Source organism: Bartonella sp. PS17NMGDW, from assembly GCF_042193555.1.
GTDB classification, from domain to species: Bacteria; Pseudomonadota; Alphaproteobacteria; order Rhizobiales; family Rhizobiaceae; genus Bartonella; species Bartonella grahamii.
Genome location: NZ_JBHILY010000001.1, coordinates 143,741 through 156,046, shown reverse-complemented (window position 1 = coordinate 156,046; position 12,306 = coordinate 143,741). Strand labels below are relative to the sequence as shown.

The window sequence follows — 12,306 nt, the reverse complement described above, 5'->3', positions numbered from 1 at the left end:
ACACTCTGCGAAAAAAGTTTAAATACGTTATAATTAAGTATCAATATTTTATTTCTTAAGAGCTTTGCACATCTTCTACACAGGTGCAAGATTTCTTTTCTCTGTATGCTCACGCGATAAATCACGTAACTGAATCATCATTTTTTTAACACGTGATTGTCCTGAAAAATTTTCAGGCATTGTATCAAGAAAGCTTTGTAAAAATTGCACTGCCTGCGCAGTTTTTCCTGCTTGATGCAATGCATCGGCCAACAACAAACGTGGATAAAAATCTGTTGGCGCTAAATCTGCTGCTTTTTGAAAAGCATTTTGTGCTTCTTGTGTTATCACTCCCCCTTCATAACCAACCAATGCTAAACCATATCCTACAAGCCTTGGAGCTGTTTCTCCATTCAAACGAAGTGCGTCTAAATAAGTATTCACAGCCTCTTGAAAAAGGCTTTCTTCGAGATACCCTACCGCTAACGCATCTGCTAGCTTGCCATCATGAGGTGCACGGAAAAAAAGCACTTGTAAACGAATAAGCTTTTCTTGCTTACTAAGAGTTTTAGGATCCTTATCCATTAATTCGCTAAAAAAATAACTTTTCACTTCTGGACTGCCTGTCAGACCATAAATATTCCATGTCATAAGAAGAACAAATAAAATACTTAAAGCCTTAAGAATATTTCTTTTTTTATAATGCATATAAAGCTTGTTAAACTCAATCGTATGCTTATGACTTCTATAGCCATCCACGGTTTGAACTTTCCATTCTTTCTTTATATCATCGTCAAAACGTAGTGAAAGAAAAAGAATACTTGCCAGAAAAGTCAGAAAAAATGCTGCAAAAATTAATAAAAGCATATCATTTTTTTCCAATACGCACAGAGAATGACTCGCTTACATTTTACCATCTTCATGAGAAGAGTGATGTGAATTGATAAAAATTCATTTTTTCATGGAAAATATTATAAATATCTATCATATATATCAATTAAGCAAAGAAACTAAAAACAATGTTTCCCTACTCTTTATGTATTATCTGAAAATACTGCTTTACAAACTTTATAGACATTTCTTGCTTAAGGCGAAAATATGTTATTCTCCCATCTTAGGTAATAAAACTTTTGCATACAACCCACCCAAATCAGAACGTGATAAAAAGAGCTTGCCACCATATTCACTGACCATATCTGAAACAATTGCTAGCCCTAAACCTGCCCCTAGTTTACTTTCATTAAACCGCCGCCCTCTTTTTAATGCTTCCTCCATTTTGTCTTCTGTTAAACCAGGGCCATCATCTTCTACAAAGATACTAAAATATTCTGTTTCTTCAACATTTTCTTCTAAACAACAAGAGATCAAAACCTTTGCTCGAGACCACTGAGTAGCATTTTCAATCAAATTCCCTATAATTTCTTCTAAATCTTCCTTCTCTCCAGAAAAAACAATATCATCAACATCCATAATAAATTGAATTTGTTTTTCAGGATTAAGCTTTTTCATAACCCGCACTAAACGTTCAAGCACACTGCGAACAGACGTATGATAGACAATACTATCGCATTGTGCTGCAATCCGCGCACGCTGAAGATAATGATTGATTTGAGCTTGCATTATTTGCGTTTGCTCTCTCAACAAACAAGCCTTTTCTCCGCGCATCTTATCTGTCTCATTCATAATCACGGATAGAGGCGTTTTCAATGAATGAGCAAGATTACCAACCTGTGTGCGAAATCGCTCAATAATACGCTGATTATTATTAATGAGAGCATTCATCTCTTGTACAAGCGGCATTACTTCGCTTACTAAATCCGTATTCACATAGTGAACTTTTCCTTCGCGAATATCATTCAATGCGCGTCGAATAAGCTTCAACGGTTGAAAACTAAAGAAAATAATAGCAATATTAATAAGGACACTCCCGATACCAAAACTCCAAAGAAAAATTTGCAAAGTTCGCTTAAATTCCTTTACCTGGGCATGAGCTTCATCGATATTCCCAACAAGCCGAAAACGTGCAATATGATTTTCATTATCAAGAACAACATCACTCTCAATCACTTGTAGCTTTTGACCATTGTTCCCCTTTATCCGATAAGAGCGAAAGAACTTATTGTCAAAAGGTATATCAACATCACTTGGTGTAAATATCTCGCCTGTTCCCAATGAGGGGGATGTCAATCTTCCTTTTAAATTATGGGATATCGCAACAACTTCCCAATACCATCCTGTTGTTGGATCAGAATAACGAATATCATCAATCCCAGCCCCTCCTCTCAAAGTACCTTCCGATGACACCGTCACTGTTGCAATAAGACTGTAGAGTTGAGCAGAAAGAATACGCTCTAGGCTTTGTTCAGTTGAACGTTTATAAAATAAAATACTTACTGCAGAAATCGATAAAAGAGAAATAACAACCCATAATGTTGATAAGACCATAACACGTAAACTGAGAGATCGAGTAATTACAAAAAAGAACCTCCTACACCAATTATTCTCTTCGAAAGTATTCATTAATCACCTAGCGTTCTCACGCGATACCCCATTCCTCGAATAGTTTCAATCAAATCCACTCCAAGCTTTTTCCGTAACCGACCTACAAAGACTTCCACCGTATTCGAGTCCTTATCAAAATCCTGATCATAAAGATGTTCAGTAAGCTCTGTTCTTGAAATGACCCTATCACAATGATGCATGAGATACGAAAGTAGTCTGAATTCATAAGATGTTAGTTTAATCAACTGACCATCCACAAAAACACGAGACGTCTTCGTATCCAACAAAACATTTCCGCAACATAATGCACTTGTCGCATGTCCCGTAGCGCGACGAATTAATGCCCGTAAACGCGCCATCACTTCCTCCAAATGAAATGGCTTCACAACATAATCGTCAGCCCCAGCATCAATACCGTGCACCTTATCAGACCAACGGTCTCGCGCTGTTAGCATTAAAACAGGCATGGAGTGCCCTTCTTGACGCCATTTTTCAACAACACGAATACCATCAATATACGGTAAACCTATATCAAGTATCACCGCGTCGTAAGACTCTGTGCTACCTAAAAAATAAGCCTCTTCACCATCGAAAGCACTATCGGAGACATATCCTGCACGTCTTACAGCTTCTACTAATTGATGGTGAAGATTCCGATCATCTTCAACGATTAAGATACGCATCACAACACCATCTGCCAAAAACTAATCAGCAGGAACAAAAAACTCAACACGACGTAACTTTTCACCATTACGGGCTGGTACAACAACTACAATTGCACACATGTCCTTTCCGTCCTGAACTACCGATTTTGAACGGACGAGAACCCCGCTCTCTTGCGCGGCAACCTTCTTACCTACTTCAGCACACCCAGAAGCTAGAACAGAATCTGCTCCTAAAAAAGCTGCTATTATCACAAACAAGAATTTTTTTTTCATCATAAATATTTCAGTAACCCATCTCTTCTTTTCCTTGATAAAGGATAAAAGAAATAATGGTTTTTTTGGGTCGACTTAAAAATCACAAATGGAAATAATTTATCCTCTATCTTACAGAAGAACACATTAATATTATTCCAAATTTTTAAAAACTCAAAATAAAATATTTTTAATAATGAGAATAAAATTTATTCAATAAAATAATAAAATCTTAATACACTATCTTACGAAAAATGAATAATTCTAAAATAAACTCTTTCTCTGTTAGCACTATAGCAAAAAAATACTTCTACTCCATATAATTATTGTAGATTTGTTTGGTTGTATTTCTTTGCCATAGGCTCTCTTTAAATGTTTGATTTTTTTAAAAAAAAGAAAAGGCAACATCGTAAGCCATTTCACAGTCCTGCTCTCATTGAATTAGACGCACGATTAGACACAGCGCTTTATCACATTCGTTCTGCTAACAGTTTTTTCTGGAAAAAGGCAAAAATCGTCTCACAAAATTTTCATCTTCAAGGATGGAAACGTTTTATCGTTGAAGTTCTCGATGAAATACTGACATTAGGGTTGATGGGATTTACTCTTTTCACTATTTTAGGCATTTCTATTTTTGAACTGACCAAAACAGATTGGTCTTCTCCTAAAAACTTTTCCATTCTTTTTCTAGATCGCTATGGAAATTCCATTGGGCACCGTGGTGCATTGCCAGCGATCTCTGTCCCCGTTGAAGAAATGCCTGACACTGTCATTAAAGCGGTTCTTGCTACAGAAGACCGTCGTTTTTTTGATCATTGGGGTATTGATTTTCAAGGACTTACACGGGCAATTTCACAAAATATGCAAGCTAACGGTGTGGTGCAAGGTGGCTCAACTCTCACACAACAATTGGCTAAAAATTTATTCTTAACAAACGAGAGAACCATAACACGTAAAATCAAAGAAGCTTATCTTGCTCTTTGGCTAGAAGCAAATTTTAGCAAAAAACAGATTTTACAACTTTATCTTGACCGGGCCTATATGGGAGGAAATAATTTTGGTATTGCCGCAGCGGCAAAATTTTATTTTGGAAAAAACATACGTCATATATCCTTAAGTGAATCTGCTATGTTAGCAGGACTCTTTAAAGCTCCAACAAAATATGCTCCTCATAGTCATCTCTTTGCGGCTCAAACACGTGCCAATGTAGTCCTTTCTAATCTTGTTAATAGTGGCTTTATGACGAAGAGCCAGATTATCAATGCGCATCGCCACCCTGCTAGGGCACTTCCCCAAATAGAAAATAATCAGGCTGATTATTTTCTTGATTGGGCATTCGAGGAAGTCAAAAAAATGCGTAATCAACTTCCAAGCCATAGTTTAATTATTCAAACGACCCTTGATCCGAATATTCAAAAAGCAGCAGAAGAATCAATTGCATATCATTTACATCAATATGGTCAACAATATCGCGTAACACAAGCTGCCACTGTTATACTCGATAATAACGGTGCCGTATGCGCAATTGTTGGAGGACTAGATTATAAAAAGAGTCAATTTAACAGAGCAACACAAGGCGGACGGCAAACTGGTTCTTCATTCAAACCCTATGTTTACGCAACCGCACTGGAACACGGACTGTCTCCCTCAACAATCGTTCTAGATGCTCCCATCAATTGGGGGGGGTGGACACCAAAAAATAATTCTGGTCGTTATTTGGGGAAAATTGATTTAGCAACAGCTTTAGCTTTTTCCATTAATACAGTCCCTGTGTATCTCACCTATCAATATCTTCACCGCGATACCCAACCCATCATAGATCTCATCAAGAATATGGGGATTAACGCGCATATTTTATCACACAAAACGATGGTTCTTGGCACTTCCAACATGACCCCCATGGATCAAGCTACAGGCTTTAATGTCTTTGCGAATGGCGGGATAGCTGGTAATCGTCATGGGTTTACACAAATCAAAACAATTGATGGTCGTGTCGTGTGGGATCTCGAACATAACGGAAAAAAATTACACCGAGTTCTGAGTGAACAATCAACAGCTTATATGAACCAAATGATGGTGGGTGTCACAACACGAGGGTCTGGTAAGCGTGCTGCTCTGCCTATGACTCTTGTCGCTGGGAAAACTGGAACATCACAATCCTATCGTGATGCTTGGTTTGTTGGCTTTACTGGTAATTATACTGGAGCGGTATGGATGGGAAATGATAACTTTTCACCGATGAATCGTGCTTTTGGGGGTGGAGTCCCTGCCATGATATGGCAACGCATCATGCTTGCTGCACACCAAAATATTATGCTCAAACAACTCTATGGTGTTAAAGATTCTCTTCTTCCTTATCATCCCCCAATACTTTCCTCCCATGTAGATTCTGAATTTTTTCCCCCAACACCCTCTACGCTTTCTCCTGAAACATTGAATATTGTGCGATTGATTAACAAAGATCTGAAAAAACCATCTGCAATTTCTTTGAAGATGAAAACAACTGGAGATTCAACATTTTGAATTCAAGATATTCACTGATGTTTTTTAATATCACCATTTTCTTTTTTATCTTCGCTTTTTCTATTTTATGTGGAAAATTGAGTGTCGATTATGTGCTCAATTCCTTTCATCATTTTGGACTCTTTAGAATTGGAAAATGGAGTGCTTATCCACAAATGGGAACCGCCAATATGGATCCCTATACCCGCGCCCGCACCGCTAAACAAGGCATTGTTTCACTCGGACGTACTGAAGGTATACAATTCCAGATTTGGCAAGATAACCAAGGGCGTCCACTCCACCCTCGCTGTCATTATTTGCTCAAAGGCACCATTCCTGAAACCCGTCTTTTTACCCTTTATACAGCTGACAAATCCCTAAAGCCCTATACTTCATCCAAAGAAATACCTTTTGAACTCCACACGAACGCTATTACTTATGAGCATGATGGCTCATTGCGCATCAATATTTCACCTACACCGCAAGCCGGCAATTGGCTTGCAACAGTTAGTCAAAAAGAATTCGGGCTTATTCTTACCTTATACGATACCCCAATCATCTCTGCAACGGCATTACAAAAGCTTACAATGCCATCAATAGAACAAATTCCATCAGGACAAATAAATTGTGACTAGATTCATTTATATCGCACTTCTTGCAATCATTGGCGCTATTATCGTTCATATTTGCGTTCTCTTTCTCATCCCCTATTGGGCACAAAATAATATATGGACAGCACTTAAAAAATCCGGCGCCCCTTATCAATTTGTTGCTTTTACTCCCGATAATCCTATTCAACAATCTGCTGATCCACTCTTTCTTCTTAAAGTCTGCAGATTTAATCTTGAAAATGGACCTGTTCATTTAAAAGCTTTGAAAACACGACAATTTTGGTCACTCGCTGCTTACACACACAAAGGAATTATTTTCTATAGCCTTAATGACCGAACAGCCCCTGATGCTACACTCGATCTTATTATTGGAAAACCAATACAAATAATAGAACTCAAAAAATCAAAACCTAAAATAAATGCTAATTCAGTTTTGGTTGCTAAAAATTTGAATGAAGGTTTTGTCATTTTACGTATTTTTGCCCCTTCTTCACTTGCAAAAAAGGAAAGTGAAGCTTTCCTTTCATCTGCGACCTGCCGCATATTTTATGAATAAAAACGGACTAACCTCTCATTTGGACAACACCTTACTTTCTACACAAAATAAACGAAGCCTCTCAAAATGGTTATCTTTTTTCTCTATTAATCGAATACTCGAATTCAAGTTTGTCTGATTGTAGATCCCTCAATTTTTTATTGAGGTAGAATGAAATCTCTATTGCACATCATCATATCCTATTTGATACGCATTATCTGACAGAAAAAACTCCCCGCAATCAGAAGAGAAAAATCAAGAGTAAAGTTCTAGAAAAATATGCTGTTAACGACTGTAAGCTTGCTATTTGAATTTATTTCTTTTTATTTACAAACGTTTCCATAAAGTTCGCATCAATGACATGATAAACTATAGAAGAAATACTGATTACCTTCAATGAAGTGCGAAAATAATCGCTGGAAACTTATAAGACATTATGCATCCTTGACCTCAAAAATAAGTGCTTTATTTTTCTCTTATAAGCAGAAGCTTTTTGTAAGATAGGCACTCTGAAAAAACTTGGCTTATAGTTTACAATTGAGGGGAAAAAACTTCATGAAGAAGAGATATGTTCGGTTCGTTTCAAGAGCAGCAGTATGGTCCCCTCGATTTGGTGGATTAGCGTTCTTTATTTTATTATTTTCAGTCATTTTACAACGTTTTTCCGTCATTAACGTAACCGACTTCATAATTTTGATCGGAATCTCTACCGGCTGTGTGATTATTTCTCTTTTTCTTGCTTTAAAAGCACTTTACAGCTTATGGGTCTATGGAGCCCTAGGGGGAATGAAAGCTTTAAAAGGGATCATTTATTCGGTAATAACGGCTACACCACTGATGTTATTTTTTGGACTTTGGTTTACCTTACCGGCTCTTTACGATATTTCTACCGATACACAAAGCCCGCCGGCTTTTTTTCGCACAATACGTCCCAGCGATGCTTTACCGCTCAAAAGTGTTTTGACTGAACAAGAAACATTACAAATGTCACAATGGCCAGAACTATCGGGGCGCCGTTATGATGGTTCACCTGACCATATTCGCGAATCTGTTCTTAATGTTTTAGCAGACTATGATTGGCCTGTTGTGGCTCAACGAGAGTTTAAAGGTGAAGAAAATGCGCTTTATATTGAAACGAGAGCTAAAACTTTTTACCTTGGGTTTATTTCGGATATCGTGATACGCTTAACTGATGAAGGGGATACCACTTTTGTTGATATGCGTTCTGCTTCTCGTTATTTGCCAAGAGATTTGGGAACGAATGCTGCTTTTATTATCGATTTTATGGATGCCCTTGATACGGAAATCGCTTCCCTTCCTCTTTCACAAGACGATGAATAACGATCAAGAGCGAGAGAGAAGACACTTTATTTCACAAAAATTGCTTATTTTTCAATAAATCATGATACATAAGCAAACAATCACTTTTCAAAAACTATAAACTGACAATGCTTATACAAAAGACAATAATCTCAAAACAACTCATTCTTTAAATAATTAAAAAGATTCAAAAATAGGAAATAAAAAACAGAACTCTTGATGACAATACTGATTTAAAGTATCTATCCCAATGTAATCAGTAAAAATTTTTTAAAGATAAATATTATATAAAAATAATAACTTATTTTTTATAAATAACTCTACAAATAACACCTTATAATTATATTTTAAAATAATATAACAAATTGATTTTATATTATTTTAAAATTCCCATATATTTAACTAATAAACTTCCAGAATAATATATTATAAAAAATATAATTGTTGATAATATTATTCTTTTTATACTCCAGTTCTCACCTTTAAATCTATTGAAAAAAAACATGAAAAATCCAAATGCAATTGCTGTCACTAAGGAACTAATAAAAGTATACATAACAAAGAATCCAAAATAAAATATCTATTATCATAAACAAAAATATCCCTGATCTCAGAAATATCTTTATCGTTATTTTCTAAATAAATTAGAAACAGTGTTCTTCCACTTTACGGATAGCATTGATTGTACTTATCTTTAAAACCGATAGCAGCTCCTAATAATCCGCCTCCTACTGCTCTAGGTAGACCAGCTACTGCACCCAGCCCCTCCTCCTAATACGGCTCCCACGAGACCGCCTGTGCCTACTGTTTGAGCATAAGAGCCTGCGCTACAATCATCTTCTTCTGGAAAAGCCAACTGTTTGGATGTGAGTTACTACTTTAATCATTTGATAAGCATGCTATTTAGCAAAAAATCAAATATAATTTGTAAAAATATATAAATTATAATAAATAATAAAATAATGATAATAACGTAATTCTATATTATTTTAAAATTCCTATATATTTAACTAATAAAATTCCAAAATAATATAATATAAAAAACGTAATTGTTGATAATATTTTCCTTTTTATACTCCAGTTCTTACCTTTAGATCTATTGTAAAAAAAATTGAAAATCCATATATAAACGTTACCAATAAGGCGCCAGTAAAATTATTCATAACAAAAAAATCCAAAATAAAATATCTATTGTCTTAAACAAAAATATTCCTGAAATCAATTACCATAGCTTTAAAGTATGTTTACAATATCACTGATCTCAGAAATATCTTTATCGTTATTTTCTAAATAAATTAGAAACAGTGTTCTTCCACTTTACGGATGGCATTGATTGTACTTATCTATCAAACCGATAGCAGCTCCTAATAATCCGCCTCCTACTACTCTAGGTAGACCAGCTACTGCACCCAGCCCCTCCTCCTAATACGGCTCCCACGAGACCGCCTGTGCCTACTGTTTGAGCATAAGAGCCTGCGCTACAATCATCTTCTTCTGGAAAAAGCAAACTTTTTGGATGTGAGTTACTAATTGAATCATGTGATGAGCATGCTATTTAGCAAAAAATAAACTATAATTTGTAAAAATACATAAATTATAATAAATAATAAAATACTGATAATAACTTTATTTTATGTTATTTTAAAATTCCCATATATTCAATTAATAAATTTGCAGCATAATATAATATAAAAAACCTAATTGTTGATAATGTTGTCCTTTTTATACTCCAGTTCTTACCTTTAAATCTATTGTAAAAAAACATGCAAAGTCCAAATCCAATTGCTGTCATTAAGGAGCTAGTAAAAGTATGCATAACAAAAAATCCAGACTGAAATTTCATCTACTTTATGAATGATTTAATAGAGAGAGCAATAGATTATAATTCAAATAATAAACTTAACTCAAATAATTATAATTTTATATATAAATAATTTTTATAAAATTCCCATATATTTAACTAATAAATTTCCAGAATAATATAATATAAAAAACATAATTGTTGATAATATTGTCCTTTTTATACTCCAGTTCTCACCTTTAAATCTATTGTAAGAAAACATTAAAAATCCACATATAAACGTTGCCAATAAGGAGCCAGTAAAAGTATTCATAACAAAAAAATCCAAAATAAAATATCTATTATCATACACAAAAATATCCCTGAAATCAGTTTAGCCATAGCTTTAAAGTATGTTTACAATATCACTGATCTCAGAAATATCTTACTAGCTATTTTCTAAATAAATTAAAAACAGTGTCCCTCCACTTTACGGATGGCATTGATTGTATTTATCTATAAAACCGGTAGCAGCTCCTGTTAGTCCGCCGCCTACTGCTCCACCGAGCGCACCAACAGGACCTCCAGAAGCTCCTGCTATTCCACCTCCTATTGCTCCATTGACAAAGCCAGAACTGACACCTCCCGGTCCAGAAAAAAGACCTCCAACTGCACCAGCAATACCTCCTATTACTTCTCCTATGATGCCGCCTGCACCTGCTGCTTGGGCATGAGCGCCTGCGCTACAATCATCTTCTTCTGGAAAAAGCAAACTTTTTGGATGTGAGTTACTAATTGAATCATGTGATGAGCATGCTATTTAGCAAAAAATAAACTATAATTTGTAAAAATACATAAATTATAATAAATAATAAAATACTGATAATAACTTTATTTTATGTTATTTTAAAATTCCCATATATTCAATTAATAAATTTGCAGCATAATATAATATAAAAAACCTAATTGTTGATAATGTTGTCCTTTTTATACTCCAGTTCTTACCTTTAAATCTATTGTAAAAAAACATGCAAAGTCCAAATCCAATTGCTGTCATTAAGGAGCTAGTAAAAGTATGCATAACAAAAAATCCAGACTGAAATTTCATCTACTTTATGAATGATTTAATAGAGAGAGCAATAGATTATAATTCAAATAATAAACTTAACTCAAATAATTATAATTTTATATATAAATAATTTTTATAAAATTCCCATATATTTAACTAATAAATTTCCAGAATAATATAATATAAAAAACATAATTGTTGATAATATTGTCCTTTTTATACTCCAGTTCTCACCTTTAAATCTATTGTAAGAAAACATTAAAAATCCACATATAAACGTTGCCAATAAGGAGCCAGTAAAAGTATTCATAACAAAAAAATCCAAAATAAAATATCTATTATCATACACAAAAATATCCCTGAAATCAGTTTAGCCATAGCTTTAAAGTATGTTTACAATATCACTGATCTCAGAAATATCTTACTAGCTATTTTCTAAATAAATTAGAAACAGCCTCCCTCTACTTTACGGATGACATTGATTGTACTTATCTTTAAAACCACTAATAGCTCCCATTACTCCGCCTGCGACTGCTGTTTCCGGACCACCTAATAAACCAATTAATGCTCCTGCGCCTCCCTTTATGGCTGTTGATACAACATAATCGCTTACTTCACAACTTGGATTCGGATGGCATTCATTGTACTTATCTATCAAACCGTCAGCAGCTCCTCCTAATCCGCCTGTTAGTGCTACTTGCGGACCAAATAATGCACCAGCTGCTGCTCCTATGCCTCCGTGTATGGCAGCTGCTTCAACATAATCGCTTGTTTCACAACTTGGTGCCGTATAGCATGCATTGTATTTATCTACCACAGCGTCACCAGCTCCTGCTAGTCCACCTCCTATTGCTCCATTGACAAAGCCAGAACCGACACCTTTCGGTCCAGAAAAAAGACCTCCAACTGCACCAGCAATACCTCCTATTATTTCTCCTATGATGCCGCCTGCACCTGCTGCTTGGGCATGAGCTCCTGGGCTACAATCATCTTCTTCTGGAAAAAGCCAACTTTTTGGATGTGAGTTACTACTTGAATCATTTGATGAGCTTGAACTACCCATTTAAATCCTCTTTTTATTATTAAAAATA

At 35.2% G+C, this 12,306-nt stretch carries 10 protein-coding genes; 4 read left to right on the top strand and 6 right to left on the bottom strand.

Features of this window, described 5'->3' with window-relative positions:
* Positions 1-75: 75 nt before the first annotated feature.
* The 4 genes from ACFIJK_RS00615 to ACFIJK_RS00600 form a co-directional block, all read right to left on the bottom strand.
* The gene (locus ACFIJK_RS00615) at positions 76-846 is read right to left on the bottom strand and encodes a tetratricopeptide repeat protein (RefSeq protein WP_375625749.1); all 771 of its coding nucleotides are present in this window, start codon (positions 844-846) and stop codon (positions 76-78) included.
* A 234-nt stretch (positions 847-1,080) separates the two neighbouring features.
* On the bottom strand, positions 1,081-2,499 hold the full coding sequence (locus tag ACFIJK_RS00610; RefSeq protein ID WP_375625099.1) for an ATP-binding protein: 1,419 nt from the start codon (positions 2,497-2,499) through the stop codon (positions 1,081-1,083).
* On the bottom strand, positions 2,499-3,164 hold the full coding sequence (locus ACFIJK_RS00605) for a response regulator transcription factor (RefSeq protein ID WP_375625188.1): 666 nt from the start codon (positions 3,162-3,164) through the stop codon (positions 2,499-2,501). Before ACFIJK_RS00605 ends, ACFIJK_RS00610 begins: the two co-directional genes overlap by 1 nt.
* A 21-nt stretch (positions 3,165-3,185) precedes the next feature.
* A complete protein-coding gene (locus tag ACFIJK_RS00600; protein WP_375625100.1) occupies positions 3,186-3,422 on the bottom strand; it encodes a hypothetical protein in 237 nt (78 codons plus the stop codon).
* 348 nt (positions 3,423-3,770) lie between these two features.
* On the opposite strand from ACFIJK_RS00600, the gene ACFIJK_RS00595 reads away from it, so the two are divergent.
* From ACFIJK_RS00595 to ACFIJK_RS00580, 4 genes are all read left to right on the top strand, one after another.
* Positions 3,771-5,921 (top strand): transglycosylase domain-containing protein, encoded by a 2,151-nt coding sequence (locus tag ACFIJK_RS00595; RefSeq protein ID WP_375625746.1) that lies wholly within the window; start codon positions 3,771-3,773, stop codon positions 5,919-5,921.
* A 17-nt stretch (positions 5,922-5,938) separates the two neighbouring features.
* Positions 5,939-6,535, top strand: a complete 597-nt coding sequence (locus ACFIJK_RS00590; RefSeq protein WP_375625102.1) for a DUF1214 domain-containing protein — start codon at positions 5,939-5,941, stop codon at positions 6,533-6,535.
* The gene (locus ACFIJK_RS00585; protein WP_375625103.1) at positions 6,528-7,067 is read left to right on the top strand and encodes a hypothetical protein; all 540 of its coding nucleotides are present in this window, start codon (positions 6,528-6,530) and stop codon (positions 7,065-7,067) included. The genes ACFIJK_RS00590 and ACFIJK_RS00585 overlap by 8 nt, the downstream gene beginning before the upstream one ends.
* A 534-nt stretch (positions 7,068-7,601) precedes the next feature.
* The gene (locus tag ACFIJK_RS00580; RefSeq protein WP_375625743.1) at positions 7,602-8,387 is read left to right on the top strand and encodes a DUF1499 domain-containing protein; all 786 of its coding nucleotides are present in this window, start codon (positions 7,602-7,604) and stop codon (positions 8,385-8,387) included.
* Positions 8,388-10,636: 2,249 nt separating this feature from the next.
* Here the strand turns inward: ACFIJK_RS00580 and ACFIJK_RS00575 are convergent.
* Both ACFIJK_RS00575 and ACFIJK_RS00570 read right to left on the bottom strand, forming a co-directional pair.
* Entirely contained in the window at positions 10,637-10,918 is a 282-nt protein-coding gene (locus ACFIJK_RS00575) for a hypothetical protein (RefSeq protein ID WP_375625741.1), read from the bottom strand.
* 763 nt (positions 10,919-11,681) lie between these two features.
* On the bottom strand, positions 11,682-12,278 hold the full coding sequence (locus tag ACFIJK_RS00570) for a hypothetical protein (RefSeq protein WP_375625739.1): 597 nt from the start codon (positions 12,276-12,278) through the stop codon (positions 11,682-11,684).
* Positions 12,279-12,306 lie beyond the last annotated feature (28 nt).

What these genes read in the sequence shown, in the direction of transcription:
- ACFIJK_RS00615 (WP_375625749.1), bottom strand. Translation starts at nt 846, where the DNA reads ATGCTTTTATTAATTTTTGCAGCATTTTTTCTGACTTTTCTGGCAAGT.
- ACFIJK_RS00610 (WP_375625099.1), bottom strand. Translation starts at nt 2,499, where the DNA reads ATGAATACTTTCGAAGAGAATAATTGGTGTAGGAGGTTCTTTTTTGTA.
- ACFIJK_RS00605 (WP_375625188.1), bottom strand. Translation starts at nt 3,164, where the DNA reads ATGCGTATCTTAATCGTTGAAGATGATCGGAATCTTCACCATCAATTA.
- ACFIJK_RS00600 (WP_375625100.1), bottom strand. Translation starts at nt 3,422, where the DNA reads ATGATGAAAAAAAAATTCTTGTTTGTGATAATAGCAGCTTTTTTAGGA.
- ACFIJK_RS00595 (WP_375625746.1), top strand. Translation starts at nt 3,771, where the DNA reads ATGTTTGATTTTTTTAAAAAAAAGAAAAGGCAACATCGTAAGCCATTT.
- ACFIJK_RS00590 (WP_375625102.1), top strand. Translation starts at nt 5,939, where the DNA reads ATGTTTTTTAATATCACCATTTTCTTTTTTATCTTCGCTTTTTCTATT.
- ACFIJK_RS00580 (WP_375625743.1), top strand. Translation starts at nt 7,602, where the DNA reads ATGAAGAAGAGATATGTTCGGTTCGTTTCAAGAGCAGCAGTATGGTCC.
- ACFIJK_RS00570 (WP_375625739.1), bottom strand. Translation starts at nt 12,278, where the DNA reads ATGGGTAGTTCAAGCTCATCAAATGATTCAAGTAGTAACTCACATCCA.